The sequence below is a fragment of the Vibrio sp. JZG120 genome, assembly GCF_053890955.1.
The window spans coordinates 1-26,855 of sequence record NZ_JBSRRK010000016.1; the positions used below are offsets into that span (position 1 = coordinate 1).

Here is a 26,855-nt window from a genome sequence, read left to right on the forward strand (position 1 = left end):
GGTGGCTACGACGGGATTCGAACCTGTGACCCCATCATTATGAGTGATGTGCTCTAACCAGCTGAGCTACGTAGCCAAAACCATATTTTTTGCTCTCAACGCTTTGTTGCCTTGTCGTTGGGAACGGCGCGCATTATGCGAAGTTGAGTGAGATCCGTCAACAGTTTTTTTTAATAAATTTCGGAAAAAACCTCGTTCGCTTCCTTTTTAAACAAAGAGGCGTGTTTATGATCTAAAACTGGAAATAAATTAGCTCGCAGTTAGGTGATTTATTTTTGCTCATTTACTTAAGGTATTAAAAAAGCCAGCTTAGCAGCTGGCTTTTAGTGTGAATGAAGTGTTTAAAATTCATTCATTTAATTAAACATTGAAGCGGAAGTGTACAACATCACCATCTTTTACGATGTAGTCTTTACCTTCTAGACGCCATTTACCTGCGTCTTTTGCGCCATTTTCACCATTGAATTGGATGAAATCGTCGTAACCGACTACTTCTGCACGAATAAAGCCTTTCTCGAAGTCAGTGTGGATCTTACCTGCCGCCTGAGGCGCAGTTGCACCAACAGGGATTGTCCACGCACGTACTTCTTTAACACCTGCCGTGAAGTAGGTGTGTAGAGTCAGTAGCTCGTAACCAGAGCGAATAACACGGTTCAGCCCCGGTTCTTCGATCCCCATATCCGCTAGGAATTCTTCGCGATCTTCATCTTCTAGTTCAGATAGTTCAGATTCGATAGCTGCACATACAGGTACAACGACGTTGTTTTCTTTTTCTGCGAACTCGCGAACCGCATCTAGATATGGGTTATTTTCGAAACCATCTTCGTTTACGTTTGCAATGTACATAGTTGGCTTCAGTGTAAGGAAGTTTAGGTAGCCGATTGCTGCTAACTCTTCTTTAGATAGCTCAACTGTGCGTGCCATGCCGCCTTCAGTTAGTACTGGTAACAGTTTTTCTAGTACTGTTAGTTCAAATTTTGCGTCTTTATCGCCGCCTTTTGCCTTCTTCGCGTTACGTTGAATCGCGCGCTCACAAGAATCAAGGTCAGCCATTGCAAGTTCAAGGTTGATCACTTCGATATCTTCGATAGGTGAAACTTTACCTGAAACATGAACAATGTTTTCGTTTTCAAAACAACGTACAACGTGGCCAATCGCGTCTGTTTCACGGATGTTAGCTAGGAATTTGTTACCTAAACCTTCACCACGTGATGCACCAGCAACAAGACCAGCGATGTCCACGAACTCCATCGTCGTTGGAAGAACTCTCTGTGGGTTAACGATCTTAGCTAGTGCGTCTAGACGTAGATCTGGCACAGGAACCACACCAGTGTTTGGTTCAATGGTACAGAACGGGAAGTTTGCTGCTTCGATACCCGCTTTAGTTAGTGCGTTGAACAGAGTTGATTTACCTACGTTAGGTAGACCAACGATGCCACATTTAAAACCCATGATAGTAACCTTATTCAGCTTTGAACGTGTGGAGGCGATTTTGTGCTTTAGATAGGCCATCCTTAATCAGGATATCTAGACAACGAACAGCCTCATCAGCTGCTGCATCTAAAAGCTCTTGCTCTTTAGCTGGCGCTTTACCTAATACAAAACCCGCCACTTTATCTTTGTGTCCCGGATGACCAATGCCAATGCGAAGACGATAAAAATCTTTGTTATTGCCCAGTTTGCTAATGGTGTCACGCAGACCGTTGTGTCCACCGTGACCCCCACCTTTTTTAAACTTAGCGACACCTGGCGGTAAGTCTAGCTCGTCATGAGCGACCATGATCTCTTCAGGTTTAATTTGATAAAATTTCGCAAGCGCTGCGATCGATTTACCTGATAGATTCATGAAGGTGGTTGGGATAAGCAAACGGAGATCCTGGCCATTGACCATAATGCGTCCTGTTAGACCAAAAAACTTTGGTTCGTTCTTCAGTGTAACGTTGTGAACGCGTGCTAATTCTTCTACAACCCAAGCGCCCGCATTGTGACGAGTTCTGGCGTATTCTGGTCCTGGATTAGCAAGACCAACAAGAAGTTTGATTTGTTGACTCAAGGTTAGGATCTCTCTGGAATCTCAAAAAGCGCAGTATGATAGCACAGAATTCTCGCAGTGGGCGACCAAGGGATTTTCTGGTTATCAGTACAAATAAAAAAACACCCCAAAGAGGGGTGCTTTTGAAATCAGTGTAACTGAAATGTTCGGATTAGTTGAACATTGCAGAGATTGACTCTTCGTTACTGATACGACGAATCGCTTCAGCTAGCATGCGAGATAGGCTTAGTGTTGTCACTTTGCCTGTTGCAGCCATCTCTTTAGATAGAGAGATAGAGTCAGTTACGATAACTTGGTCAAGAACTGAGTTCTTGATGTTGTCCGCAGCGTTGCCTGAGAATACAGCGTGAGTAGCGTAAGCGAATACACGCTTAGCACCGCGCTCTTTTAGTGCTTCAGCTGCTTTACATAGTGTGCCACCTGTGTCGATCATGTCATCAACGATCACACAGTCACGACCTTCAACATCACCGATTAGGTTCATTACTTCAGAAACGTTTGCACGTGGACGACGCTTATCTACGATTGCGATGTCGATGTCGCCTAGTGCTTTTGCTGTTGCGCGAGCACGAACAACGCCACCTAGGTCAGGAGATACCACAACAGGGTTATCTAGACCGCGAGCCTGCATATCTTCAAGTAGCACTGGCGTGCCGAAGATGTTGTCTACAGGTACATCGAAGAAGCCTTGAATTTGCTCTGCGTGTAGGTCGATAGTTAGAACGCGGTCAACACCAACGTTAGATAGGAAATCAGCAACAACTTTTGCAGTAATTGGCACACGCGCAGAACGTACACGACGGTCTTGGCGAGCGTAGCCGAAGTAAGGGATAACTGCAGTGATACGGCCTGCTGAAGCACGGCGCATTGCATCAATCATAACAACCAATTCCATTAGGTTGTCGTTAGTCGGTGCACAAGTGGATTGAATGATGAAAACATCGCTACCACGAACATTCTCATTGATTTGAACTGCAACTTCGCCATCAGAAAAGCGAGAAACAGATGCATCACCAAGAGAGATGTAAAGACGATCAGCAATACGTTGGGCTAGTTCAGGTGTTGCGTTACCAGCAAATAGCTTCATATCAGGCACGGTGGAAACCTCGGGTTTGCGTCCAGTTTAAATAGGTCGGTGTGAGGCTGATTGGTATTCAGCCAAAGTCTCTTTTAATGGCGAAATATTGCGCCCTTGAGCGACAAATGCCGAGACTTTATCAGAGAGTTGTGCAAGGATAGTTTCTGCTTCAGATTTGCTCGAAAATTCAGCAAAAACGCAAGATCCTGTCCCCGTCAATCTTGACGGCGCGTATTGTAGCAGCCAAGAAAGTTGCTTATCAACCTCTGGGTAGAGCATTCGTACAATTTTTTCGCAATCGTTTACGCTTGGCGTATTTAAAAGTGTTTCTAGATCTCGTTTTGGGGTGTTTCGCGTTAGATCTGGATGACAAAAAACGTCGACGGTTGCGATAGAAACATTCGGTCTGACGACTAAATACCACTTTTCTTCTGGATAAGCGGGGGAGAGTTTCTCGCCAACACCTTCAGCGAAAGCTGCAAATCCGCGCACAAATACGGGCACGTCTGCGCCCAACTTTAAACCAATTTCAGCCAGTTCATCGTCAGTTAGATTCAGTTGCCACAAATAGTTCAGTGCCACTAGTGCTGTAGCCGCGTTCGATGAGCCCCCACCAATGCCCCCACCCATAGGCAGCACTTTCTGTAGCTCAATATGCGCGCCAAAAGGGCAGTTTGAGTAAGCTTGAAGCGCGGTTGCTGCTTTCCATATTAGGTTGTCTTTTCGCGGAACGCCTTCGATTTCAGGGGAAATGGTGATCTCGCCAGACTCGTTGGCTTTTATGGTCAGTTCATCGCCGTGATCGACGAATTGGAATAAGGTTTGTAACTCGTGGTAGCCATTTTCTGTGCGACCGTTGATGTATAGAAAGAGATTCAATTTCGCTGGTGATGGCCAGCGGGTTGAAAGTTCGATCATTGGGTGATGTTCCATTTTGTGATCACTAGATTTATTTTGACGTCAGCAGTGGTGAGTTTCAGCTTATTTGGCAGTGGTAGAGACTGCTCATGCCATTGAACATCGCCATACCGTTGATAAGCAATACGCCAATCATTTAAACCAATTTGTTTGTTTAACGCTTGCAGTGTATTGGTTGGGGACAATTGGAATTTGTCGGCATCGGTCGGTAGGCCTAATAGCCAGTCAGGCATGTGTTCAACGGGCATCATTAACCCCGTAAGACGGTAAATTAGCTGGTTTGCACTGCGAGAGGAAAGGACCTGATCGTCGTAAGTTTCTACTGTGGCACCTTGTGGGGTGATGGTGAGCTTTAATGCCGTTTGTCCGAGAATCGTAGTTAAACGCAACTGGCTTAGTGCTGAAGAATGTTTCCAGTAGAAATTTAAATTTTGTCTTTGGTCTGGGCCAATATAACCAAGTTTTCCCGTTGCTTGAAAATCTTGGATGGTCTCGAGTCGTTGCTCATGAGCTTGCCATTCAACGCTGGTAACACTTTCAGGAACGGAGGAACAACCAGCGAGCAGTAAGCTCGACAAGAAAAAAAGAATAAAGGAGCGTAACGTCATGTTTGATGGCTTATTAATCAGTTTCGTCGGGAATCGCTCACAACTATAGCATTGAAAAGTCGCAGTTAGGAAAACAAATCCGGCTTACCCTTTCAATAAATGCGTGCTTACAGTAAAATTCTGGACCTATTTTATAACCTATCCCAGAGATACCACGTTAGATGTCCTTGCTTGCTATTGGAATCAATCACAATACAGCGTCTGTCGACTTGCGAGAGAAGGTGGCGTTTGGTCCGGATAAACTCGGCCCTGCACTCGAGCAACTTAGAGAGCACGAAGCGGTTAACGGCAGTGTGATTGTTTCAACCTGTAACCGAACTGAGTTGTACTGCGATGTTAAGCAAGGAGCGCGAAATAAGTTAATCGATTGGCTTGCTCAGTTTCATCAAGTGAGCCGCGAAGATTTAATGCCGAGTTTGTATGTGCATGAAGAACAAGCCGCAATTAAGCATTTGATGCGCGTATCATGCGGGCTAGATTCTCTGGTGTTGGGTGAGCCTCAAATTTTGGGGCAGGTAAAACAAGCATTTTCTGACTCGCGAGATCATCAAGCCGTCGATGCTTCAATTGATAAACTGTTTCAAAAGACGTTCTCAGTCGCCAAGCGTGTGAGAACAGAAACAGATATCGGCGGTAATGCTGTGTCCGTGGCTTATGCCGCATGTACATTGGCAAAACATATTTTTGAGTCGTTATCTGATTCAACCGTGCTTTTGGTTGGTGCGGGAGAGACGATTGAACTGGTCGCAAAGCATTTAGCATCCAACGGCTGCACAAAAATGATTGTCGCGAACCGCACTAAAGAGCGTGCGCAAGGCTTAGCGGATCAATTTGGCGCAGAAGTGATCAGTTTGAACGAAATTCCTGAACATTTGGCGAAAGCGGATATCGTGATTAGCTCAACGGCGAGCCCATTGCCTATTATTGGCAAAGGTATGGTCGAAACGGCTCTGAAGCAGCGCCGACATCAACCTATCTTGTTAGTCGATATTGCGGTGCCGCGAGATGTAGAGTCGGAAGTCGGTGAACTGAACGACGCATATTTGTATTCGGTTGATGACTTGCAATCTATCATCGACAGCAACATTGAGCAGCGTAAAGTCGAAGCGATTCAAGCCGAAGCGATTGTTAGTGAAGAAAGCGCTGCGTTTATGACATGGTTGCGTTCACTGCAAGCCGTCGATAGTATTCGCGACTATCGCAAATCAGCCAACGAAATTCGTGAAGAGTTACTGAGCAAAAGTTTGCAATCTTTAGCGGCAGGCGCAGATCCGGAGAAAGTGCTGCGCGAGCTGAGTAATAAACTCACCAACAAACTGATTCACGCTCCAACTCGCGCATTGCAAAGTGCAGCAGAGCAAGGCGAACCAGCAAAATTAACGATTATCCGCCAAACACTTGGCTTGGATGATCTATAACTCACGCTTTTTATTAAGAAAACGACACTATGAAAGCCTCTATTCTGACTAAGCTAGAAACGCTAGTAGAACGTTACGAAGAAGTTCAACATCTTCTTGGTGATCCTGATGTTATTGGAGATCAGGACAAATTCCGTGCTCTATCAAGAGAGTACTCTCAGCTAGAAGAAGTAACCAAGTGCTTCCAAGCTTATCAACAAGCGCAAGAAGATCTTGTCGCCGCTGAAGAGATGGCAAACGAAGACGACGAAGAAATGCGTGAAATGGCGCAAGAAGAAATCAAAGAAGCGAAAGCGACTATTGAGCGTCTTACTGATGAGCTACAGATTCTTCTTCTGCCAAAAGATCCGAACGATGATCGTAACTGTTTCCTAGAAATTCGCGCAGGTGCGGGTGGCGACGAAGCGGGTATTTTCGCGGGTGACTTATTCCGTATGTACAGCAAGTACGCAGAAAAGCGTGGCTGGCGCATCGAAGTGATGTCTTCAAACGAAGCTGAACACGGTGGTTACAAAGAGATGATCGCAAAAGTGAGCGGCGACGGTGCGTACGGCGTACTGAAGTTTGAGTCTGGCGGTCACCGTGTACAGCGTGTTCCTGCAACTGAATCCCAAGGCCGTGTGCATACTTCTGCATGTACCGTAGCGGTGATGGCGGAAATCCCAGAGGCGGATCTGCCAGAAATCAAAGCAGCAGACCTGAAAATCGATACGTTCCGTGCATCTGGCGCGGGTGGTCAGCACGTTAACACCACGGATTCTGCAATCCGTATTACCCACTTACCAACGGGTACGGTGGTAGAGTGTCAGGACGAGCGTTCACAGCACAAGAACAAAGCGAAAGCGATGGCGGTTCTTGCTGCTCGTATCGTTCAAGCGGAAGAAGAGCGTCGTGCCGCAGAAGTGTCTGATACACGTCGTAACCTTCTAGGTTCTGGTGACCGTAGTGACCGTATTCGTACATACAACTACCCACAAGGTCGTGTGTCTGATCACCGCATCAACCTGACCATCTACCGTTTGAACGAAGTGATGGAAGGTGACCTGCAGAGCTTGATTGATCCTGTGATTCAAGAGCACCAAGCAGACCAACTTGCGGCGCTCGCAGAGAACGGCTAATCGATGAGCCAAGTTCAATCAATTGAGCAAGCACTGAAAAGTGCGACGGCGAAACTGGCAGAAGGCGGCAAAGAGTCGCCTTCTCTCGATGCAGCTGTACTCCTCTGCCATATCCTTGGCAAACCACGAACTTATCTACTGACCTGGCCAGAAAAAGCATTAGAAGCAGAGCAACAAGCAAAATTCGACGCTCTACTTGAACGACGTTTAACTGGTGAACCCGTCGCTTATATTATTGGTGAACGAGAGTTTTGGTCTCTACCGTTCAAAGTTTCTCCCTCCACCTTGATCCCAAGACCGGATACAGAACGTTTGGTCGAAGTTGCACTCGATAAGACCTATGAGCAAACAGGACCTATTTTAGATCTTGGAACGGGGACGGGGGCAATTGCTATCGCACTCGCATCTGAAATGCCAAAACGTCAAGTGATGGGCGTAGATCTCAAGCAAGAAGCGAAAGCACTTGCAGAGTACAATGCTGAGCAGCTAAACATCAAAAATGTGACCTTTGCTCAAGGCAGTTGGTTCGAGCCTATTGCAGAGGGTACGAAGTTTGCTTTAATTGTCTCCAATCCGCCGTATATTGATGAAAAAGATCCACATTTATCCCAAGGTGATGTGCGCTTTGAGCCAAAATCTGCATTAGTTGCTAAGGAGAATGGTTTAGCCGATATCCGCCATATCTCGGATCTTGCTCGTCAGTATCTTGAAGTGGGCGGTTGGCTGGCATTCGAACATGGTTATGATCAGGGTGATGCCGTACGTGAGATAATGCGTGGTTTTGGTTACCAACAAGTTGCCACGGAAAAAGATTACGGCGGTAACGATCGAGTAACGCTCGGTTGTTTTGCCTGTTAATCACGGAAGTCAGCAAACACTAACTAAAAAGAGAAGAAAAATGTACGTAGCTCTAAAACACATACACTTAGTGACGATTGCGCTCAGCGCGACACTATTATCGATCCGATTCGTGTTAATGATGATGAACTCACCGAAGCGAAATAATCGCTTTTTGAAAGTGTTTCCCCACATCGTTGATACTGCATTGCTAGTGTCAGGTATCGCGCTTATTTTCATTACTGGTTTCATCCCGTTTACTGATGCCGCACCGTGGTTAACAAACAAAATCACCTGCGTACTGGCGTACATTGCACTCGGTTTCTTCTCGTTGAAGCTTGCGAAAAACAACCTACTGAAGATATTTGGCTTTTTCGGCGCATTAGGTTGGTTGGTCATGGCTGCGAATATTGCTGTGTCTAAGAGCCCTACGTTATTTGGATAAGACGTCATGTTAGAGTTTTTTGACGAAGATTTTGACAATATACCGTTGGTGGAAGGTGCGCTTGAGCTAAACAAAGCGATCAACCCAGAAACCAAAGTACATTGGGCGAAACAAGAGTTAGAGCGTTTTTACAAAGATGCAGAAGCCACGCTGGTTCATGAAACCGATGAAGAGCAGCGATTTGATGCATTCCTACGACTGTTTTTCCATGAGTGGGGATTCAAAGGCGACGAGCAGGAATACTTTATTTCGGACAACAGCTTTATCGATAAAGTGTTGGAGCGCCGAAAAGGTATCCCAGTTAGTTTAGGTTCGATTTTATTATATCTAGGTAAAAAGCTGGGTTTCCCGTTGAAGGGAGTCACTTTCCCTACTCAGTTTCTGCTAAAAGTCGATTGGATGCATAAAAAGCCAGACTACATTAACCCATTTAATGGTGAGTATGTGGGGGAAAGAATTCTCCAAGCTTGGCTTATTGGGCAAGAAGGGCCGTTGGCTCAGTTAAAGCCAGAACACTTTGAAGAAGCTGACAATCCAACCATTATTGGTCGCTGGTTAGCGTTGATCAAAAGCGCGATGTTACGTGAAGAGCACTACACGCTGGCGTTGCGTTGTACGAACCTTGCGTTAACCTTTGTGCCAGATGACCCATACGAGATTCGTGACCGTGGTTTTATTTTCCAACAGCTAGAGTGCCCTCAAGTAGCGGTGTCAGATTTTCAGTACTTTATTGACCAATGCCCTGACGATCCGGCTTCTGAGCTACTAAAATCACAAGTTAATGTGATGAGTGAAACGCACGTCACACTTCACTAATTTTATCGATGTGCCGAACTGTGGCGTATCGTGGACAGAAAAAGAGAATCAAAATGGAACAGAAAATCGTTAATATCGGCGACATTCAGGTTGCTAACGACAAGCCATTCACCCTATTTGCAGGCATGAACGTTCTTGAGTCTCGTGATCTTGCGATGCAGATCTGTGAGCACTACGTAAAAGTAACGGAAAAACTTGGCATTCCTTACGTATTTAAGGCGTCGTTTGACAAAGCAAACCGCAGTTCTGTTCATTCATACCGTGGCCCAGGCCTTGAAGAAGGTATGAAAATCTTCCAAGAGCTAAAAGACACATTTGGTGTGAAGATCATCACTGACGTTCACACTGAAGCGCAAGCTCAACCTGTCGCGGATGTGGTAGACGTTATTCAGCTTCCTGCATTCCTAGCTCGTCAAACTGACCTTGTTGAAGCAATGGCAAAAACAGGTGCGGTTATCAACGTGAAGAAACCTCAATTTATGAGCCCAGGTCAAGTGGGTAACATCGTTGAGAAGTTCGCGGAATGTGGTAACGACAAGATCATCCTATGTGAGCGCGGCTCATGTCACGGTTACGATAACCTAGTCGTAGACATGCTTGGCTTTGGTGTGATGAAAAATGCATCGAAAGGCAGCCCAATCATCTTTGACGTAACGCACTCACTACAGATGCGTGATCCGTCAGGTGCGGCATCTGGCGGTCGTCGTGAGCAGACAGTTGAACTTGCGAAAGCGGGTCTAGCAACAGGCATCGCAGGTCTATTTATCGAGGCGCATCCAAACCCAGACCAAGCACGCTGTGATGGCCCATCTGCACTGCCGCTAGACAAGTTAGAACCGTTCCTAGCGCAAATGAAATCTCTTGATGATCTGATCAAGAGCTTTGCAGATATCGATATCAAGTAAACGCCAGATGACTGGTGATCAAATGCAATAGCCAACCTCGTGTTGGCTATTTTTTTATCAGATGGCGCATCATTCTCAGCTTCTTGCTGTAAAGGCTCTAGGCCGCTGGGAATGTGCATCAGTGACTCCCAATAAGAAAAAAGGTAAATAAATGAAGCAGCGTCTGATTATTAAAACTGCGTTGAGTGCCGCTATTTTGGCCTCGTTAGCTGGGTGTGCTACGCAACCTGCACCAGAATGGAATGCAGATACAACCTATAAATTGACCGTGCTACACACTAACGATCATCACGGTCGTTTTTGGCAAAATCGATACGGCGAGTACGGTATGGCGGCACGTAAAACGTTAATAGATGATTTGCGTGAAGAAATACAAGCAGAGGGGGGCAGTGTGTTACTGCTTTCTGGTGGAGACATCAACACTGGAGTACCTGAGTCTGATTTACAAGATGCCGAGCCAGATTTTAAAGGCATGAGCAAAATTGGTTACGATGCGATGGCGCTAGGTAATCATGAGTTTGATAATCCATTGGATGTGCTTTTCAAGCAGCAAGAGTGGGCAAGTTTTCCGATGTTGTCTGCCAATATTTACGATAAAAATACTGGCAAGCGCCTATTCCAACCGTACGCGATGTTTAAAAAACAGGGTATTAAGATTGCAGTAATTGGTCTTACAACCGAAGATACAGCGAAACTTGGCAACCCTGAATTCATTGAACAAATTGACTTCCGTGACCCAAAAGAAGAAGCCAAGAACCTAATTGCTGAGCTGAAAGAAACGGAGTACCCAGACCTTATTTTTGCTGTCACACATATGGGACACTATGAGAATGGCAATAGAGGCATCAATGCACCTGGTGATGTAGCGTTAGCTCGTTATTTGAATGAAGGTGATCTGGATATGATTGTTGGTGGTCACTCACAAGAGCCGGTTTGCATGGAAGGTCCAAACGTCATCAAAAAGAGCTTTCAACCGGGTGATGAATGTCAGCCTGATCAACAAAATGGTGCTTATATTGTTCAGGCACATGAGTGGGGGAAATATGTGGGACGCGCCGATTACGAGTTTCGTAATGGTGAACTCTCGATGGTGAGCTACGATCTGATCCCAGTAAACTTGAAAAAGAAAATTAAAGTTGATGGTCAGTCGCAACGAGTTTTGATCCAAGAAGAGATTGAACAAGACGAAGCGATGCTTGAGTTTCTTCGTCCTTATCAAGAAAAAGGTCAGGGCAAGCTAAACGTGAAGATTGCAGAATCTAACGGTAAGCTTGAGGGTGACCGCAATGTGGTGCGTTACCAGCAAACTAACTTAGGTCGATTGATTGCAACGGCTCATATGGAACGTGCAAAAGCAGATTTCGCCGTAATGAATTCTGGCGGCGTTCGTGATTCGATTGCAGCAGGTGACATTACCTACAAAGATGTGCTGACTGTTCAGCCATTTGGCAATATGGTCTCTTACGTTGATATGACGGGCAAAGAAGTATTGGATTACCTAAATGTCGTTGCAACTAAGCCTGTCGACTCTGGAGCTTACGCGCAGTTTGCGGGTATTGCGATGAGTATCAATAATGGTGAGGTAACCAATGTGTTCATTGGGAATAAACAACTTCGCTTAGATGGTAATTACCGCTTTACCGTACCAAGCTATAATGCCGCTGGTGGTGATGGTTACCCTAAAATCGACGATCATCCAGGGTATGTAAATACAGGTTTTACCGATGCTGAGGTTTTGAAGGATTATTTAGAAACACACAGCCCTATTGATGTTAATGAGTATGCCCCTTCAGGTGAAATCACGTATTTAGTTGATACGGCGATTGATCAGTAACCCAACAGATAAAAAGCGATTGACTCAAACTCGCTGATATCATTAACTAAAAGCGCAGATCCAATTCAATCTGCGCTTTTTGTTTTTATGAGGAGAATCTTGATGACTCCGGCCATTAATCTTGCGAAAAAGAAAAAAATTCCACACACGATTCATCAGTATGAGCACGACCCTAGAGCCGATAGTTATGGCTTGGAGGCTGCTGAAGTACTGGGGCAGGATCCGAAAACAGTATTTAAAACCTTGCTGTTCTGCTTGAACGGCGAGCCAAAGAACCTTGCGGTTGCGATTATCCCTGCTGATCAAAAGCTGAACCTAAAACTGGCAGCGAAAGCAGCGAAGGGCAAAAAGGCCGATATGGCTGATCCGGAAATCGCGCAAAAGACCACAGGTTATGTTGTTGGTGGGATTAGCCCACTGGGGCAGAAGAAAGCTTTACCTACTTTTTTGCACGAAAGCGCAGCAGAGCAAGACACCATCTGTGTGAGTGCAGGTAAACGTGGTTTAGAAATCGAGTTAGCCCCGAGAGATTTGCTGAGCTTAACTCGCGGTCAGTTTGCACCTCTTTGTTTGTAAACTCATGACAAATAAAAAGGACGCTCATGAGCGTCCTTTTTTGATCTTGCCTGTTAGTGAAGCGTTACTTCTTCAGACTCAATGTACCACCGGTGCGTTGAGCTGGTTTGCTTGGCTTCGCGGCATTTGGGTTCATGTAATGCTGCTTAGGCTTACTCGGTGATTGAGGCTTGTTTACTGAGTGCTTATTGCTCGATGCATCTGGTTTACGGTGCGATTTTCCATGCTCGCCTTGCGGTCTGCTACGTTCACCTTGTGGTTTCACTTTGTAATGTTCTTTAGCTGGACGTCCGCCTTCATCGTCACGCTGACGACGCTTTTGTTGACCTTTTTTCGAGTTTGGTGCATGACGGAATTCATCAGCATTGTTACCACGGAAAGTTCTTGTCTTCTGGTTACGACGAGCAGTAGAGTCTTGATTTTCTTCACGGCTATCAAACAGCTTCGCATCAGTCGCTTTACGAATATTACGACCTCTAGAGTCTGTTTTTGATGCCTCTTCTGTACCCACCGAACCATCGCACATAGCAAGAATCTCAGCGACTTCATCGTCAGTTAAGTAACGCCATTTTCCGTTCGGAATACCGTCAAGAGAGATATTCATGATTCGAACACGACGAAGCTTAAAGACTTCGTAACCTAGTGCTTCACACATACGACGGATTTGGCGGTTAAGTCCTTGAGTGAGCACAATACGGAAAGAGAACTTAGTCTCTTTCGTTACCTTACAAGGTAGAGTGACGGTATCGAGAATTTTAACGCCGCTCGACATCTGTTTGAGAAACTCACCTGTAATCGGTTTGTCCACGCGCACAACGTACTCTTTTTCGTGGCTGTTGCCAGCACGGAGGATTTTGTTGACGATATCGCCATCGTTGGTCAAAAAAATCAGACCATCAGAGGGTTTATCCAAGCGGCCGATCGGAAAGATACGTTTTTTGTGACCGATAAAATCAACGATGTTTCCAGGTACATCTCGTTCTGTTGTACAGGTGATGCCTGTTGGTTTATTGAGAGCGATATAAATCGGCTTCTCTTTTGCTGCAACTGGCTTACCATCCACACAAACATCATCACCAGGTAGCACTTTTGTTCCCATTTCAGGCTTGTTTCCATTAATGGTGACACGACCTTGTTCAATTAGTCTGTCTGCCTCACGGCGTGAACAAAAGCCCGTTTCACTGATGAATTTATTTAATCGTTTAGCGTTGTCTTGTGACATTTTTGTCTCCTAACGTTTCACAACGGCGAATGAAGTTTCCTTCCCGTGAAAGGGAAGGAAGAATAAGGGCGGGCATTCTAGCATTAGGGTGAAATTTAGCCCAACCGTTTTTGGTGACGTTCGCGAGTTTCTAATTTCTTTTCCGCACTTTTTCTAAGTAGAACGTAAACGGCTCCGGTTCCACCGTGAAAGCGTTGCGCACTATGCACGCACTGAACTTCCCTGATTTGTTGTAGCCAGCTGCTAACAAAGCTTTTCATTAGTGCTGGTGGATTTGAGCGTTCTCCTCGGCCGTGGACAATAACGACCGTTCGTATGTCCATTGATAGGCACTGTTTTAAAAACTTTACGACTTCATCACGAGCTTCTTTCAATGTTTTACGATGCAGATCTAGGCGTGCTTGGATTGGGTATTTGCCAAGACGAAGCTTGCGGTAAACCCCGTCTTGTACGCCATCACGTTTAAACTCAACAAAGTCCTCTGGTTTTAGCATCTCTGCGTGATCAAGTGACAGGTATTCTAGGTCATCTTCTGTTAGCCAGATTGCCGCTTCTCTCTTGGCGAGCTGCGCTTCGGTTACTTGGTGTACTTTTTTGTGTTCGGCGGTGTCTTGAGTGATCGGCTTTACATCGCCCATCATCTGTTGGAACAGATCAAAATCGTCATCGTGAGACATAGTAGTAATCTCATTAAGAACAGGGAGGAATAATAGGATTATATCAATGAGTGGTGCATTGAGATCAAATAAAAAACCGGAGTAGGCAAGTAACCGACTCCGGTGCAAAGCGTTTCTAGAGCTAAGCGAGATCTAGTGAGGAGATTTGTCGTTCATGATCTTGTATATGAAGAAACCGCCGTAAAATAACATCAGACCAATTGCCCCAAAGATTACTATCATTGACGATAGACCCACTGCATTACCAAATAGGAGATCAAGCCAAAAGTCCATACGTTTCCTCCAAGATGTTCCCGACAGGCATAAAACTAAATGGCAGTGCCTTGTTGCACACTGATCTGGATCAATTATGTTGCTAAGGTTAATAAACTGTATTTTGTTGTGAGTTATCAGTCACATTTTACGTGCTAGTGTTCAGTTATTCATCAAACGAATTAAGACCTAAGTTTTTTTTGTAAAAAGCACTTGCGTCACAGTTCAGAATCCGTAATATACGCATTCGTTGACGGGGACAAGTCCTCAGTTAAACATCTCGGTGAATAGCGCAGTTTGGTAGCGCATCTGGTTTGGGACCAGAGGGTCGGGGGTTCGAATCCCTCTTCACCGACCATATTGAGAAAAAGGCTCTACAGAAATGTAGAGCCTTTTTCGTATTTGGTGATATTTATTTGGAGCCAGAGGGTCGGGGTCTGGAATGCCAGTCCAATCGAATCCCTACTTCACCGACCACTTTTAGAAAGCCTGCTCAATGAGCAGGCTTTCGTCGTTTTTAGCGCTAGTAATTTTAGACTTCAATAGTATCGAGCCAAATGGGTTCATCTGACGTTAGAATATGGCACTTCACCGACACGTATTGAGAGGAAGGCTCTACAGAGATGTAGGGCCTTTTCATTTTTTAGAGCGAGTAAATTTATTACTTGATGTCACACGAGATAGTGCTGATAGGGGTTTCAGAAGTTGTGAAGCAAACATAAGCGGTCTTTGGATGGTTTGGACCAACTTTGATGTAACCTGCTTTTAGTTCGTCTTCATCAAACGTGACAGAGTGAGATTTGCTCGAGCTTCCATCAAAGTAAACAGCTTCAAAGCCTTGATTCATCATATGTGCGACGCGATTTCGGGTATGGTTAGTGGAAAAAGTGATGTTCGCACAACGCATCATTGGTTTTTCGGTAATAAGAAACTGGCCACTCTCTTTATCTAGTACCCCGCCTTTTGCTTCCGGGGTTATATCAATAGCTTGAAAATTTTCTACGTTACATGACGGTTTAGCATAAGCAAGCGATGAAGTGAGCATCATACTGCTCACGCATAGGAATAAAGCTTTAAATTTCATATGAGTTATTATGTATCCACATAGGTTAGAGTCGTTTTAGCAGAGGAGTAAACCATTGTCAGTGATCGTGTTAGCGTGATGCCTTGCTATTCATCATTGATGAGGCTGGCTGCCTTCAAATAAATTTCTAAATATGGCACCTAGCTTGGCGGGTTTTACCGAGTGGTTTTATGTCAAAGCCCCTTTTTTTAAGCAGCTCAATCAGATTATCTTTACCAACTAGATGCAAACTGCCGACAACAACGGTATAGCGACCCGAACGTTGAGGTAGGACACTGCCAGTATCAAGTTTTTTTGCCCAATCTCGATTGCGCTCATATAAGAAAGCCTGATTAAAATCTTCTGTTGCTTGATCGGTTAATGATGCCTCGACCAACATACTACCATCACCGCTCTTCCAGCTTTCTATCAAACACTGAACCAATTCTTCCCCACCGTCATATTCTTCAATTGACGAGAGGAGCATCTCTTTACCGCCTTCTGATTGACCTGCTATTAAATCAATTTGGAATTGCACGGACTCCAGTGGAATGACCGGGATTTGTTTTTTATCAGCGAGTCCTATTAAGTGCATGTCGACCCCTTTATCAGAGACATACCCCAGTTTGTTGACTAAAGCGAGTTGGATGGTTAATGCAGCCGTCCATGGTGGAGAATTCAAAAGTTGAGTTTCTGGCAACCCTAAATCTTGTGCTATCTCGACTAAGTGGCGACGTTGAGCCTTGTCTAAAACATCTTTAGAAAGAATGGTTGTTTGTGGGTAAACCAAGCCTTCAGAGTTTCTGACATCTGCTTCGATAATCAACCCAGCGCTTTGGCTTAAGTGTTGAGTAATAGTTTTAGGGAGCGGGTACATCGTTTTATCGCCCACATGCACAGAGCCAATGATCATCAGCTCGGTTTCCCCTTTTTTTGCTAACCAATGTTGCGGTTCTGCATAAGAGGAAAAGGGAGCAAAGGCAACAAGTAGGGATGATATGAGTGTCAAGAGACGAAACATAGAATGGTCCTCAGGTAAGATACCTTTAAACTTTATACGCAAAAATGCTTGAGGTTAAGTGCAATTTCTCTAGTGGGGATATTCGACAAAATCGTCATTTCTAAAAATATTGACGAGTTTTGACGACGAATAAATGAGAGTCACTTCACGAAAGATAAATAGGTCATTCGCTTACTAATGGTTCACAAAATAATTAGGCGTGATCCAAATCTTACAAAATCAGTCGTAACTCATGAATATGAGTGACCTAGATCGCAGCAAACTCGTCAAAACAAGTTGTTCGATTTTGACGTAGCTTGTAACTTCATGAAAGTTAAGTTTTTATGGTTTTTGCTGAGTATCATTTTTTGAACTAGATCACTTCCTATTTCTATTTATTTTACGCTTAGAAATAACTGGTTGTATGTTGAATGCAACTGTTAGGCCCCTCGCATTTGAGGAGCCGCGATGTTTATCGTTGTCGTTTTGAACCACTGACTTTTTTGGGGAAGTAAGATGTTTAAACCTAGTCTGATTGCTGTTTCTGTTATCACCACATTAGCAGGTTGCTCTGCTCTGCAAAGCTCTGAGCAACAAGTTGTAAATTCACTGGCTAATAACCTTGATATTCAATACCAAGTGTTGACTAACCACGGTGCAAACGAAGGTCTTGCTTGTCAGGATTTAGGAGCTGAGTGGGCTTCTTGTAACAAGGTGAACATGACGCTAGTTAACCAAGGTGAAGCGGTTAACTCAAAAGATTGGGCTATCTACTTCCACAGCATTCGTCTGATTTTGGATGTAGATAATGATCAGTTCAAAATTTCTCGTGTAACGGGCGACCTACACAAACTGGAACCAACAGATAAGTTTGATGGCTTTGCGGCGGGCGAAGAAGTGGTACTTCCACTAATTGGCGAATACTGGCAGTTATTTGAAACCGACTTTATGCCAGGCGCTTTCGTGGCTGCACCAAACGCAGAACCTAAGATGATCGCTTCTCTTAACACAGAAGACGTTGCGTCTTTCGTGACTGGCCTTGAGGGTAACAACCTAAAACGTACGCCAGATGACAACAACGTATTTGCAAACGCTGTGTCTCGCTTCGAGAAGAACGAAGATCTAGCAAAACAAGATGTATCAACCACGTTACTACCAACGCCAATGTCGGTTGAAGCAGGCAAAGGTACAGTCGATATCGCGGCGGGTATTGCGCTGCCTAAAGACGCATTCGATGCGACTCAATTCGCAGCAATTCAAGATCGTGCAGAAGTGGTAGGTGTGGACGTTCGTGGTGATCTTCCTGTAAGCATCACTGTTGTTCCTGCAGACTTCACCGGTGAATTAGCAAAATCTGGTGCTTACGAAATGAGCATCAAAGGCGACGGTATTGCGATTAAAGCGTTTGACCAAGCAGGTGCTTTCTATGCAGTACAATCTATCTTTGGCCTGGTAGATAGCCAAAATGCTGATTCTCTACCACAACTGTCTATTAAAGACGCGCCTCGTTTTGATTACCGTGGTGTGATGGTGGATGTGGCTCGTAACTTCCACTCTAAAGACGCAATTCTTGCAACGCTAGACCAAATGGCAGCGTACAAGATGAACAAACTTCACCTTCACCTAACCGATGATGAAGGCTGGCGTTTGGAAATCCCAGGCCTACCTGAGTTGACAGAGGTTGGCGCTAATCGTTGTTTCGATACACAAGAGAAAAGCTGCGTACTGCCTCAGCTTGGTTCCGGTCCAACGACAGACAACTTTGGCTCTGGCTACTTCAGTAAAACAGACTATGTGGAAATCTTGAAATACGCGAAAGCGCGGAACATTGAAGTCATTCCCGAAATCGATATGCCAGCACACGCGCGTGCAGCGGTAGTATCAATGGAAGCACGTTACGACCGCCTGATGGAAGAAGGTAAGGAAGCTGAAGCGAACGAATACCGCCTGATGGATCCTCAAGATACATCGAACGTAACGACGGTTCAGTTCTACAACAAGCAAAGCTTCATCAACCCATGTATGGAATCTTCCACTCGCTTTGTTGATAAAGTGATTTCAGAAGTAGCAGCAATGCACCAAGAAGCGGGTACGCCGCTAACAACATGGCACTTTGGTGGTGACGAAGCGAAGAACATCAAGCTAGGTGCTGGTTTCCAAGATGTGAACGCTGAAGACAAAGTAAGCTGGAAAGGTACGATTGACCTGTCTAAACAAGACAAGCCATTCGCGCAATCTCCACAATGTCAGGCGTTAATCGCAGAAGGCACAGTGAGCGATTTTGCTCACCTACCGAGTCATTTTGCACAAGAAGTATCAAAATTAGTTGCTGAGAAAGGCATTCCAAACTTCCAAGCATGGCAAGATGGTTTGAAATACAGCGAAGGTGAGAAAGCATTCGCAACAGAAAATACGCGTGTTAACTTCTGGGACGTTCTTTACTGGGGTGGTACATCATCAGTGTACGAGTGGTCTGAGAAAGGTTACGACGTGATCGTTTCTAACCCTGACTATGTGTACATGGACATGCCATACGAAGTTGATCCGAAAGAGCGTGGTTACTACTGGGCAACACGTGCAACCGATACGCGTAAGATGTTTGGCTTTGCACCAGAGAACATGCCTCAGAACGCAGAAACCTCTGTAGACCGCGATGGCAACGGCTTTACTGGTAAAGGTGAAATCGAAGCGAAACCTTTCTACGGTCTATCAGCACAGCTTTGGTCTGAGACAGTACGTAACGACGAGCAATACGAGTACATGGTATTTCCTCGCGTACTCGCAGCCGCAGAGCGTGCATGGCACCGTGCAGATTGGGAGAATGACTACAAAGTCGGTGTTGAGTACTCGCAAAACTCTAACCTAGTTGATAAAGCATCGCTAAACCAAGACTACAACCGCTTTGCGAACGTACTTGGCCAACGTGAACTGGCTAAGCTAGAAAAATCTGGTATCGACTACCGCCTTCCAATTCCTGGTGCGAAAGTAGAAAACGGCAAGCTAGCTATGAACGTTCAGTTCCCTGGCGTTGAACTGCAATACTCGTTAGACGGTCAAAACTGGCTGACTTACGCAGACAATGCTCGTCCAAGTGTGAAAGGAGAAGTGTTTATCCGATCTGTATCGGCGACAGGGGAAAGAGCAAGCCGAGTAACTAGCGTGAAATAACCTTAATCCTCTCAGCTAAATTTAAGCAAACCCTCAATGTTATGTTGAGGGTTTCTTTATTTTTAGGGGAAATTAAGTGTGACCAATGTCTAATTATTTTTCATTGATAAATAAGTTTTAGCTTGTAATGGTCAGGGTTATTGTGAACTGGATCGACTTAATCTGCTAAATATCAACAAATTACCTGTTTATGATCACACTTCTATTTTTTGAATCATTATAGAAAAATACGGTAAGTGCCTGTATTTACCATACTTTTATCAGGGTTGTTGAGCGTCGGTTTGAACAAGATCACTTTTTAAAATGTTTTATTTTTCATCGCGAATTAATTGGAACAATATTGCGATCGCCAAGGAGGCACATTCCAAAGTTTGCGATAAAAGGGAAGAGAAGCCCTTTAAAACCGTCGCATAACGTGAATAAATAAAGGCAGTAATTATGAAAAACATTTTTGCACTGAGTGCTCTTTCTCTCGCTTTCGCTTCTAGCGCTTTTGCTGGTTCTTCTTACGTAACGGGTAACGTTCAATTCCACGATGATGGTCGAATCCATGGTTCGGACGTTACGTCTACACTGGAAGCTGGTCATACTTTTGATAACCAATTCGGCGGCTTTACGGTTTACACCGAATTTGATGGTATTCAGTTGGGTAAACTGGAAACAGAAAACGGTGGCGCGGGTAACACAACACCAGCAATCACTGTGGGTGGTGAGCAGTCATTTAACATTACCGATCATTTATGGGTTGCAGCGGGTTACCAACACTTGTTCTCTGCTGGCGAGAACGTACAGTACCGTCCATTGGTTAAGATCGGTTACAACTTCGATAACGGTATCTCGCTAAGTAACCGTACTCGTGCGCATATTGATGCGACAGACGCAGATGCGGATACAGATTACCGTATGGATAACCGTATTGGTTACGTGATGAATGAAGATGTGACGCTAAGCTACAACAACGTCTACATGATTGAAGCGGAAACGATGGACCACGAGCTTCGCGCAACGTGGACACGTAAAGGTGTTCAGCCTTACTTTGAGTTCCGTAGCCAAGCACACGGTGCAGAAAACGCAAGTGGTGATAGCCTAGTTAACAATGCGTTTGTATTTGGTGCCTCTTACGGCTTCTAATCTTATATTTGTCTATTAAGAAAAAGCCCAGCAATTGATTTGCTGGGCTTTCTTGTTATTTGTCGTTGCCTTCGTGGTGGCTATATTCGAACACTTGGCCTTTTTCGTTAAACGCGTAAACAGTGTAGCTGTCTTTTTTATCGCCATACTCCATACCAGGGGAACCCATTGGCATGCCCGGTACCGAGAGCCCTTTTGCGTTACGTGGTGGATTTTCTAAGAATGCTTTAATGTCTTCGGCTGGAATGTGACCTTCGAACACATAACCGTTGATTTCTGCTGTGTGGCAAGAGTAAAGCTGTTCGTTCTTGATGCCTAGCTCGCGTTTTATGGCGTTCATGTCATCGTGCAATTTCTCTTCGACCGTAAATCCGTTCTCTTCCATGTGTTTTGTCCATTCACCACAGCAGCCGCAGTATGGCGATTTGTGGTTAATGACATCAGCTGCCAATACGTTGGCGGATGCGGTCGCAAGCATTGCAAAGGTCAATAATTTCAACTTCATAATAGCCTCAAATATAAGTGGTTATTTTACTGAAAAAAGTCGTAGTCGATTTGCATTACTAACGACAGTAATAGATGACAGCGCCATTGCCGCACCTGCGACAACTGGGCTGAGCAAAAATCCAAATGCAGGATAAAGTACGCCTGCGGCAACAGGGATCCCCAGTGAGTTATAAACGAAGGCACCAAATAGGTTTTGCTTCATGTTTTTAAGTGTAGCGCGCGACAGTTCAATCGCATGTACCACCGCCATTGGTGACGTGTTCAGGATGGTCATTTGCGAACTTTCAATGGCGACATCACTGCCGCTACCCATTGCAATACCAAGGTTGGCTAACGCGAGAGCAGGGGCGTCGTTAATGCCATCCCCAACCATTGCCACAACATGGCCTTGGGATTGAAGTTGCTCAATGTGCTGAGCTTTCTCATCTGGCATTACTTGAGCGATTACTTCATCAATACCAAGTTCTTGACCGATAGCGTTGGCTACGTGTTGGTTGTCACCCGTCAGCATTACCGTTTTGATGCCTTGCGATTTTAATGCAGAGAGCGCTTGTTTTGCATCCGATTTGATTGGGTCAGCAATGGCGATCAGGCCGACTAACTCACCATCGAGCGCAACGGCAACCGGAGTCCATGCGTTCTGAGCGCATTCGTCAATTGCATCCTGAAGAGCCTCTGTTGCAACGTTTTCCGCTTGCATAAATTGAAGCGAGCCAATAAGCAGCGGTTTACCTTGATACGTTGCCAAAATGCCGCGTCCGCGAACGTTTTCAAATTTATCGAGAGTCACTTCTTGTGTGTCGTGCTGATTAGCAAAGTCGCATACCGCTTTTGCTAGTGGGTGCTCTGACTGACGCTCGGCGGCGTACGCTAACCCCAACAGCTCTTCTTGGCTGGTGGTGTGAGTAAACACTTGCTGCACACTTGGTTTACCTTGGGTAAGCGTGCCTGTTTTATCGAACACAACCGTATCTATTTTACTCGCTAGCTGCAGGGCATCAGCATCTTTGATCAAAATGCCGAGTTCTGCGGCTTTACCCACTCCCACCGTAACAGAAAGTGGGGTTGCTAAGCCTAGAGCACAAGGGCAGGCGATGATAAGTACGGTTGTGGTGACCACCAGCATATAGCTCGCTTTTGGCTCTGGGCCAACGGCAAACCAAACAAGCGCGGCCAGTATTGCTATGCCTACAACGACAGGGACAAACACCGATGAAATCTGGTCTGCCAATTTAGCGATGGCGGGCTTGCTGCTCTGAGCGCTGCGCACCATACGAATAATACGTGCGAGCATCGTATTTGCGCCGATTCCGGTAGCCTCTATAGTGAGAGAGCCGTCGGTATTCAATGTGCCTGCGGATACATGTGCCTCTTGTGCTTTTAATACAGGAACGGGCTCACCTGTTAGCATGGACTCATCGATATACGATTCACCATTGATTACCGTACCGTCGACGGGCACTTTCTCTCCCGGCTTGATACGTAACTTCATTCCTAAAGTGATTTCTTCTACCGCGATTTGTTTATCACCTTGCTCAGTGATGACGGTCGCTTGTTGAGGCTGTAAGTTCACCAAAGCCTGAAGCGAGCGCGTTGTGTTTGCTTTCGCTTTGGCTTCTATATAGTGGCCAAGTGAAATCAAACCAATGATCATCGCGCTGGCTTCGAAGTAAACATGACGAGATGCCATTGGGAACCAATCTGGGAAAATTACCACAAGCATAGAATAGAACCACGCTGCGCCAGTACCGAGCGCAACTAAGGTATCCATCGTGGCGCGCTTGTGAGTGGCCGCTAACCAAGCGTTACTAAAGAACAGTTTTCCGGCAGTGGCAAGCAGCAGCAAACACACAATACCGATCGCGCCCCAAACCAATTGGTCATTGGTGTTGCGAATCATCATGTTGCCACCAGCAACACCCCAAATCATCAAAGGGGCACCCACAACAAGGCCGGCAATTGCATCCAACTTAAAGCGTTTTTGCTGTTGACGTTGTTGCTGCGCTTGCTTTTCTTGCTGTGTCGCGGCGTCTTGTAAAACCTCGCCTTGGTAACCCGCTTGTTTGACAGATTGCAAAATAGATTGATGTAACGAATCTGAGTCTTCAGTCACAAACACCAGTGCGCTTTGTTCTGCGAGGTTTACCTGAGCTTTTTCAACCCCTTGTACATTAGTCAGGGCTTTTTCTACTGATGCGACACAGCTTGCACAGGTCATACCTTGAATCAACATCTGTAGCTGAGCCGTGCCTGCTGGTTGCTCGTCAGGCGCTGCTTGGTCGCCTTTTTCGCTTTGATATGTCTGGCTTTGGCGTTGATCGGGAGTGATTGCCTTGTGCTCTTCAGCAACTGAGTTATCAGTAACAGCGCTATTGTTGGCCGTATAGCCCAAGCTGGCAACTAGCTCAATGACTTGTTGCTCGGAGAGTAGGGTACGAATCTCTAAGTGCGTTGTTGAAGCCTCGAAAGAAATAACGTCTTGATGAGAGTCTAATAAAGACGAGAGTTTTTTCACGCAGCCGCCACAGCTTAAGCCTGAAAGGTTTAACTCGTACTGATTTCCTGCTTGGTAACCAAGAGATTCAATTGATGAAACAAGCTCTTTAAGCGAGGACTCGGTTTTGACCTCTACTTGCGTTGGGGACAAAGTGAGGATCTCTACATCGTGATTCGCATGTAAAGCCTTCTCAACTTTTCTCGCACAGCCCATGCAGTTGAGCCCTGATAAAGGTATAACAAACTGATACATAATCTGCACCTCAATAATAGTGATACATTGAGCTTAAACCTTCCTGCAAGGGTAAGGTCAATACCCATTTTGGGCTCACAACAATTTCGTCAAAATCGCTTGAATCACACAAGTTCACCGCCATTTTACTTGCGAGTGATCTCAAGGTTTTTTCTCTCTGAATATAAAGTTCCGTTAAAACACCTAAAAGATGAATGAAGTCGCTCACGCTTTTGAGATGCTCTCAATGTCAGTTCAGTGTCAAAAAGTGCTTTTAACGTTTTTGATTTTTTATATTTAAATTTAAGTTTTTGATTTTTAATTGATTATATTATTTTTGATCTTCTCATTTTGAAGTCGCTCAGATTGCTGTAGGGAAAGTTTTTTAGTGCGAAAAAAGTTTGTCATATTTGCCCCGTCCAAACATTGTTTCAAGTTCCTGCCATGTCCTAGTTAGCGAATTTGAAAATGGAAAAAACTAAAAAATATAGGGGTTAAAAATGTCTTACCTAAAGAAAAGCCTACTTGCTACGGCAATCACAGGCATGATGTTCAGTGGTGCTGCATTTGCTGATGGTGCAAACAGTGACGCAGCAAAAGAGTTCCTAACCAAAGATTCATTCTCTTATGAAGTTTACGGGATCATCGCGATGCAGGCCGCGTACCGCGATTACGATTCTGGCAACAAAGCAACGGACGATGATCTAGGTGGCATGCAGCTAAACAACGAATCTCGCATCGGTTTCCGCGGTAAAAAACAATTTGCTAACTTCGGTCCTACTTTTATTTGGCAAATCGAAGGTGGTTACGTTGACCCTAGCTTTGGCGGCGAGGGTGCAGGTCTTGGTGAACGTGACACATTCGTCGGTTTTGAAAGTGCATCTTGGGGCCAAGTTCGTTTAGGTCGAGTATTAACACCGATGTACGAATTGGTTGACTGGCCTGCATCTAACCCAGGTCTCGGTGATGTTTACGACTGGGGTGGTGCAATCGGTGGTGCTAAGTATCAAGACCGTCAATCAAACACCATTCGTTGGGACTCGCCAATGTATGCGGACAAATTCTCTCTAGATATTGCGGCTGGTGCAGGTGACAAAGCGGGTCTGGGTGAAGGTGATGACTACTGGGGTGGTATCGCAGCGCACTACAAAATTGGTCCAATTCAGTTAGATGCCGCATACGAGGGTAACCGTAACATTAAGATGGAAGGCCAAACGTGGGAAAACAACACATACTTGGTGGGTGCTCAAGGCTGGTTTGATAACGGTATTTCTTTCTTCGCGCAATACAAATACATGGAAGCTGACGCAAGCAACGGCGTGAGTGAGAAGCAAGACGCAATGTCTGCCGCTATCATGTACACCACAGGTGATTGGCAGTACAAACTGGCTTACGCAGCGAACTTTGATCTAGAGCGTGATGGTAAGACAATTAACGATACAGCAGACGATGTACTATCTGCACAAGTTATGTACTTCGTAGACCCATCGGCAGTGCTTTACGTACGTGCTCGTACTCTAGACTTTGGCGACGGTGCATATCAACTGGATAAACCAACAGAAGCGCGTTGGAAATCTGCGGACTACGATGAGTTCTCTGTGGGTGTTGAATACTACTTCTAATAAAGAAGCAGAAAAAAGGGCGGAAACGCCCTTTTTGTCTTGATACTGATTCAAATAAGCCTTTGGAATGACTGGCCTGTAAGTTTCAGAGGCTTATCTAAATTGGTATAAAGTGAGAAACCACGATGAAAAAAACAACGACACTTCTCGGACTTTGCGCAATGCTTTCTGCGCCTGCTTTTGCTGCTCAACTGACTCTGCAAGCTGAACTGGTTCCTCGCGTTCTCAACGGTGAGTTCGTGTACCCTGAGTGGATTTCCAAAAATAACAGCATCGAGCTGAAGGACGGGGAAAATCAGTTGGCGGTGACGGTTGGACAAATTGTCTTTGAAGATGGCAAGCGCCGTAAGTTCGATTCGCAGCCACTGGTATTAGAGTTTGAAGCAGAAAAAGACGCCGAACTATCGCTGACTTACAAAGCGTTCCGTACCATCGAAGAAGCGAAAGCTTTCGAACTCGATCCCAAAGTGGTATTGAAAGACAAACACGGAAAAGAAGTGGAATTCTCTATGGTTCAACTTCGTAAAGGTGGCTTGCAAGGTTTTCGTGATTACGAGCGAGAAGTGGCTGACTATAACAATGCAATGAACAAAGAATCGACCAAGGCAAGCATTGCGTCTTCTCCGGCGGAAACTAAAACAATCAAAGCATCGTTTAATGAGTTAAGCCGTGAAGAGCAGCAAGAATTTATGCAATGGGCGATGCGTAACCTGAAGTAATTTCGTTCTGCACTTTAACAGTAAATAGGAGGGCAGTACCTTTATTGGTGCTGCCCTGTTTGTATTTCTGGTGTCAAACCGATTGTAGAATTGACTTACGGTGGTAAAATGTCGCCACTTTTATCCTTGACATTACAACGAGAGATCTCTCGTTGCTCAT

24 protein-coding genes and 2 tRNA genes are annotated in these 26,855 nt (G+C 45.1%); 13 read left to right on the plus strand and 13 right to left on the minus strand.

Going from position 1 to position 26,855, the window contains the following annotated elements; all coding sequences use genetic code 11:
- Positions 1 to 2 precede the first annotated feature (2 nt).
- The 6 genes from ACWPOD_RS21160 to lolB form a co-directional block, all read right to left on the minus strand.
- Positions 3 to 76: transfer RNA gene (locus tag ACWPOD_RS21160), tRNA-Met, on the minus strand.
- Between the two features lie 284 nt (positions 77 to 360).
- Positions 361 to 1,452 carry a redox-regulated ATPase YchF gene (ychF, locus tag ACWPOD_RS21165; protein WP_005393178.1) on the minus strand — a complete coding sequence of 364 codons (1,092 nt, stop codon included), beginning with the start codon at positions 1,450 to 1,452 and terminating at the stop codon, positions 361 to 363.
- Positions 1,453 to 1,462: 10 nt separating this feature from the next.
- Complete coding sequence (gene pth, locus ACWPOD_RS21170) at positions 1,463 to 2,053, minus strand: aminoacyl-tRNA hydrolase (RefSeq protein ID WP_005384112.1); 591 nt, start codon at positions 2,051 to 2,053, stop codon at positions 1,463 to 1,465.
- 151 nt (positions 2,054 to 2,204) lie between these two features.
- Positions 2,205 to 3,149 (minus strand): ribose-phosphate pyrophosphokinase, encoded by a 945-nt coding sequence (locus ACWPOD_RS21175; protein WP_005393176.1) that lies wholly within the window; start codon positions 3,147 to 3,149, stop codon positions 2,205 to 2,207.
- Between the two features lie 27 nt (positions 3,150 to 3,176).
- A complete protein-coding gene (gene ispE, locus ACWPOD_RS21180; RefSeq protein ID WP_182035018.1) occupies positions 3,177 to 4,049 on the minus strand; it encodes a 4-(cytidine 5'-diphospho)-2-C-methyl-D-erythritol kinase in 873 nt (290 codons plus the stop codon).
- Entirely contained in the window at positions 4,046 to 4,657 is a 612-nt protein-coding gene (gene lolB / locus ACWPOD_RS21185) for a lipoprotein insertase outer membrane protein LolB (protein WP_005393172.1), read from the minus strand. The genes ispE and lolB overlap by 4 nt, the downstream gene beginning before the upstream one ends.
- A 161-nt stretch (positions 4,658 to 4,818) precedes the next feature.
- On the opposite strand from lolB, the gene hemA reads away from it, so the two are divergent.
- The 8 genes from hemA to ybaK all read left to right on the plus strand — a co-directional run bounded on the left by hemA (position 4,819) and on the right by ybaK (position 12,606).
- Positions 4,819 to 6,075 (plus strand): glutamyl-tRNA reductase, encoded by a 1,257-nt coding sequence (gene hemA / locus ACWPOD_RS21190; protein WP_005384104.1) that lies wholly within the window; start codon positions 4,819 to 4,821, stop codon positions 6,073 to 6,075.
- Positions 6,076 to 6,104: 29 nt separating this feature from the next.
- Entirely contained in the window at positions 6,105 to 7,193 is a 1,089-nt protein-coding gene (gene prfA, locus ACWPOD_RS21195; RefSeq protein WP_006743330.1) for a peptide chain release factor 1, read from the plus strand.
- Positions 7,194 to 7,196: 3 nt separating this feature from the next.
- Positions 7,197 to 8,051 (plus strand): peptide chain release factor N(5)-glutamine methyltransferase, encoded by an 855-nt coding sequence (gene prmC, locus ACWPOD_RS21200; protein WP_074190989.1) that lies wholly within the window; start codon positions 7,197 to 7,199, stop codon positions 8,049 to 8,051.
- 40 nt (positions 8,052 to 8,091) lie between these two features.
- A complete protein-coding gene (locus ACWPOD_RS21205) occupies positions 8,092 to 8,475 on the plus strand; it encodes a SirB2 family protein (protein WP_005382225.1) in 384 nt (127 codons plus the stop codon).
- 6 nt (positions 8,476 to 8,481) lie between these two features.
- Positions 8,482 to 9,291 carry a SirB1 family protein gene (locus ACWPOD_RS21210; protein WP_456232191.1) on the plus strand — a complete coding sequence of 270 codons (810 nt, stop codon included), beginning with the start codon at positions 8,482 to 8,484 and terminating at the stop codon, positions 9,289 to 9,291.
- A 53-nt stretch (positions 9,292 to 9,344) separates the two neighbouring features.
- Entirely contained in the window at positions 9,345 to 10,196 is an 852-nt protein-coding gene (gene kdsA, locus ACWPOD_RS21215) for a 3-deoxy-8-phosphooctulonate synthase (RefSeq protein WP_005384095.1), read from the plus strand.
- A gap of 151 nt (positions 10,197 to 10,347) precedes the next feature.
- Positions 10,348 to 12,030 carry a bifunctional UDP-sugar hydrolase/5'-nucleotidase UshA gene (gene ushA, locus ACWPOD_RS21220; RefSeq protein ID WP_182037320.1) on the plus strand — a complete coding sequence of 561 codons (1,683 nt, stop codon included), beginning with the start codon at positions 10,348 to 10,350 and terminating at the stop codon, positions 12,028 to 12,030.
- A gap of 102 nt (positions 12,031 to 12,132) precedes the next feature.
- Positions 12,133 to 12,606, plus strand: coding sequence for a Cys-tRNA(Pro) deacylase (ybaK, locus tag ACWPOD_RS21225; RefSeq protein WP_456232192.1), 474 nt, complete (start codon positions 12,133 to 12,135; stop codon positions 12,604 to 12,606).
- 64 nt (positions 12,607 to 12,670) lie between these two features.
- Here the strand turns inward: ybaK and rluF are convergent, their stop codons facing one another.
- The 3 genes from rluF to ACWPOD_RS21240 all read right to left on the minus strand — a co-directional run bounded on the left by rluF (position 12,671) and on the right by ACWPOD_RS21240 (position 14,778).
- Positions 12,671 to 13,828: a 23S rRNA pseudouridine(2604) synthase RluF gene (gene rluF, locus ACWPOD_RS21230; protein WP_237308554.1), complete on the minus strand. Its 1,158-nt coding sequence runs from the start codon at positions 13,826 to 13,828 to the stop codon at positions 12,671 to 12,673.
- 95 nt (positions 13,829 to 13,923) lie between these two features.
- Positions 13,924 to 14,505, minus strand: a complete 582-nt coding sequence (gene smrA, locus ACWPOD_RS21235; protein ID WP_456232193.1) for a DNA endonuclease SmrA — start codon at positions 14,503 to 14,505, stop codon at positions 13,924 to 13,926.
- Positions 14,506 to 14,637: 132 nt separating this feature from the next.
- Complete coding sequence (locus tag ACWPOD_RS21240; protein ID WP_005382236.1) at positions 14,638 to 14,778, minus strand: DUF3149 domain-containing protein; 141 nt, start codon at positions 14,776 to 14,778, stop codon at positions 14,638 to 14,640.
- 260 nt (positions 14,779 to 15,038) lie between these two features.
- On the opposite strand from ACWPOD_RS21240, the gene ACWPOD_RS21245 reads away from it, so the two are divergent.
- A tRNA-Pro gene (locus tag ACWPOD_RS21245) sits at positions 15,039 to 15,115 on the plus strand.
- A 303-nt stretch (positions 15,116 to 15,418) separates the two neighbouring features.
- On the opposite strand, the gene ACWPOD_RS21250 is transcribed toward ACWPOD_RS21245, so the two are convergent.
- Together ACWPOD_RS21250 and ACWPOD_RS21255 are read right to left on the minus strand one after the other, a co-directional pair.
- On the minus strand, positions 15,419 to 15,841 hold the full coding sequence (locus tag ACWPOD_RS21250) for a hypothetical protein (protein WP_048626110.1): 423 nt from the start codon (positions 15,839 to 15,841) through the stop codon (positions 15,419 to 15,421).
- Positions 15,842 to 15,968: 127 nt separating this feature from the next.
- Positions 15,969 to 16,841 carry a TraB/GumN family protein gene (locus tag ACWPOD_RS21255; protein ID WP_006743037.1) on the minus strand — a complete coding sequence of 291 codons (873 nt, stop codon included), beginning with the start codon at positions 16,839 to 16,841 and terminating at the stop codon, positions 15,969 to 15,971.
- A 495-nt stretch (positions 16,842 to 17,336) separates the two neighbouring features.
- Here ACWPOD_RS21255 and ACWPOD_RS21260 point away from each other — a divergent pair, with 495 nt between their 5' ends.
- Both ACWPOD_RS21260 and ACWPOD_RS21265 read left to right on the plus strand, forming a co-directional pair.
- Positions 17,337 to 19,988, plus strand: a complete 2,652-nt coding sequence (locus ACWPOD_RS21260; protein WP_456232194.1) for a beta-N-acetylhexosaminidase — start codon at positions 17,337 to 17,339, stop codon at positions 19,986 to 19,988.
- Positions 19,989 to 20,426: 438 nt separating this feature from the next.
- On the plus strand, positions 20,427 to 21,119 hold the full coding sequence (locus tag ACWPOD_RS21265) for an oligogalacturonate-specific porin KdgM family protein (RefSeq protein ID WP_005382004.1): 693 nt from the start codon (positions 20,427 to 20,429) through the stop codon (positions 21,117 to 21,119).
- A 55-nt stretch (positions 21,120 to 21,174) separates the two neighbouring features.
- On the opposite strand, the gene ACWPOD_RS21270 is transcribed toward ACWPOD_RS21265, so the two are convergent.
- Entirely contained in the window at positions 21,175 to 21,624 is a 450-nt protein-coding gene (locus tag ACWPOD_RS21270; protein WP_167426820.1) for a DUF411 domain-containing protein, read from the minus strand.
- A gap of 21 nt (positions 21,625 to 21,645) precedes the next feature.
- Positions 21,646 to 24,375 carry a heavy metal translocating P-type ATPase gene (locus ACWPOD_RS21275; protein ID WP_104971373.1) on the minus strand — a complete coding sequence of 910 codons (2,730 nt, stop codon included), beginning with the start codon at positions 24,373 to 24,375 and terminating at the stop codon, positions 21,646 to 21,648.
- Between the two features lie 479 nt (positions 24,376 to 24,854).
- Between ACWPOD_RS21275 and chiP the strand changes: the two genes are divergently transcribed.
- Both chiP and ACWPOD_RS21285 read left to right on the plus strand, forming a co-directional pair.
- Complete coding sequence (gene chiP / locus ACWPOD_RS21280) at positions 24,855 to 25,976, plus strand: chitoporin (RefSeq protein ID WP_006743034.1); 1,122 nt, start codon at positions 24,855 to 24,857, stop codon at positions 25,974 to 25,976.
- Between the two features lie 125 nt (positions 25,977 to 26,101).
- On the plus strand, positions 26,102 to 26,695 hold the full coding sequence (locus ACWPOD_RS21285; protein WP_048626113.1) for a YccT family protein: 594 nt from the start codon (positions 26,102 to 26,104) through the stop codon (positions 26,693 to 26,695).
- The last annotated feature ends 160 nt before the right edge of the window (positions 26,696 to 26,855 follow it).

Bases quoted from the DNA above. Each gene is read 5' to 3' on its own strand.
- smrA (WP_456232193.1), bottom strand. From the start codon at position 14,505: ATGTCTCACGATGACGATTTTGATCTGTTCCAACAGATGATGGGCGAT.
- hemA (WP_005384104.1), top strand. From the start codon at position 4,819: ATGTCCTTGCTTGCTATTGGAATCAATCACAATACAGCGTCTGTCGAC.
- ACWPOD_RS21255 (WP_006743037.1), bottom strand. From the start codon at position 16,841: ATGTTTCGTCTCTTGACACTCATATCATCCCTACTTGTTGCCTTTGCT.
- ychF (WP_005393178.1), bottom strand. From the start codon at position 1,452: ATGGGTTTTAAATGTGGCATCGTTGGTCTACCTAACGTAGGTAAATCA.
- prfA (WP_006743330.1), top strand. From the start codon at position 6,105: ATGAAAGCCTCTATTCTGACTAAGCTAGAAACGCTAGTAGAACGTTAC.
- prmC (WP_074190989.1), top strand. From the start codon at position 7,197: ATGAGCCAAGTTCAATCAATTGAGCAAGCACTGAAAAGTGCGACGGCG.
- chiP (WP_006743034.1), top strand. From the start codon at position 24,855: ATGTCTTACCTAAAGAAAAGCCTACTTGCTACGGCAATCACAGGCATG.
- ACWPOD_RS21270 (WP_167426820.1), bottom strand. From the start codon at position 21,624: ATGAAGTTGAAATTATTGACCTTTGCAATGCTTGCGACCGCATCCGCC.
- ispE (WP_182035018.1), bottom strand. From the start codon at position 4,049: ATGATCGAACTTTCAACCCGCTGGCCATCACCAGCGAAATTGAATCTC.
- rluF (WP_237308554.1), bottom strand. From the start codon at position 13,828: ATGTCACAAGACAACGCTAAACGATTAAATAAATTCATCAGTGAAACG.
- ACWPOD_RS21210 (WP_456232191.1), top strand. From the start codon at position 8,482: ATGTTAGAGTTTTTTGACGAAGATTTTGACAATATACCGTTGGTGGAA.
- ACWPOD_RS21265 (WP_005382004.1), top strand. From the start codon at position 20,427: ATGAAAAACATTTTTGCACTGAGTGCTCTTTCTCTCGCTTTCGCTTCT.
- ACWPOD_RS21285 (WP_048626113.1), top strand. From the start codon at position 26,102: ATGAAAAAAACAACGACACTTCTCGGACTTTGCGCAATGCTTTCTGCG.
- ACWPOD_RS21260 (WP_456232194.1), top strand. From the start codon at position 17,337: ATGTTTAAACCTAGTCTGATTGCTGTTTCTGTTATCACCACATTAGCA.
- lolB (WP_005393172.1), bottom strand. From the start codon at position 4,657: ATGACGTTACGCTCCTTTATTCTTTTTTTCTTGTCGAGCTTACTGCTC.
- ACWPOD_RS21240 (WP_005382236.1), bottom strand. From the start codon at position 14,778: ATGGACTTTTGGCTTGATCTCCTATTTGGTAATGCAGTGGGTCTATCG.
- ACWPOD_RS21275 (WP_104971373.1), bottom strand. From the start codon at position 24,375: ATGTATCAGTTTGTTATACCTTTATCAGGGCTCAACTGCATGGGCTGT.
- ACWPOD_RS21250 (WP_048626110.1), bottom strand. From the start codon at position 15,841: ATGAAATTTAAAGCTTTATTCCTATGCGTGAGCAGTATGATGCTCACT.
- ushA (WP_182037320.1), top strand. From the start codon at position 10,348: ATGAAGCAGCGTCTGATTATTAAAACTGCGTTGAGTGCCGCTATTTTG.
- ACWPOD_RS21205 (WP_005382225.1), top strand. From the start codon at position 8,092: ATGTACGTAGCTCTAAAACACATACACTTAGTGACGATTGCGCTCAGC.
- kdsA (WP_005384095.1), top strand. From the start codon at position 9,345: ATGGAACAGAAAATCGTTAATATCGGCGACATTCAGGTTGCTAACGAC.
- ybaK (WP_456232192.1), top strand. From the start codon at position 12,133: ATGACTCCGGCCATTAATCTTGCGAAAAAGAAAAAAATTCCACACACG.